This is a genomic window from Phocaeicola sp. RTP21198st1_B8_RTP21198_201120 (genome assembly GCF_040929485.1).
Taxonomy (GTDB): Bacteria; Bacteroidota; Bacteroidia; order Bacteroidales; family Bacteroidaceae; genus Phocaeicola; species Phocaeicola dorei.
On the sequence record NZ_JBCOCI010000300.1, the window covers coordinates 1,046 to 1,563 of the forward strand.

Here is a 518-nt window from a genome sequence, read left to right on the forward strand (position 1 = left end):
CTTTCGGTTTCATCTATTCTTTTATTATCAGGTTAATTAATATGTATACTAACAGGATGATTTAAATAATCGGCATACGTATCGACCAGACGAATAAATTCCTCACGTTTAGAGAAATCATCCACTCCTAGTTCCCAGCCGGCATACACCTGATAACGATATCCATTATTACCCGGTTTCAGTTTGGCACACCATGTTTTAAGAATTCCGTTTCCTTCATCGGGTGCATGGAACGTTTCCACTAATTGATCCTTAGGGATTAGCAATGCCATACCCAATTCGTAATCCTTATTCACCGTCTGTTTATCATGTGTAATCATGGAAACCCATTTTCCTGCATACTGCTTCTCTACAAATTCCTTCGTATTGTTATTGGCAACAAGTCCTGTTACCAATACCGCATTCTCCGGAAGCGGCGAAGTACGTATTTCTTCCTCATATCCGTTTTTACCTGCCCAGATAGTGACCGTTTCATGAACATCGACTTTTGTTCCCAACACATCCCATCTCGTAAAATC

The 518-nt window shown here is 40.2% G+C and carries 1 protein-coding gene; it reads right to left on the reverse strand.

The window, feature by feature from the left end; all coding sequences use genetic code 11:
* Positions 1-32: 32 nt before the first annotated feature.
* A partial coding sequence (locus tag AB5935_RS25650; protein WP_368327832.1) for a DUF4861 family protein occupies positions 33-518 on the reverse strand: 486 nt, incomplete at its 5' end.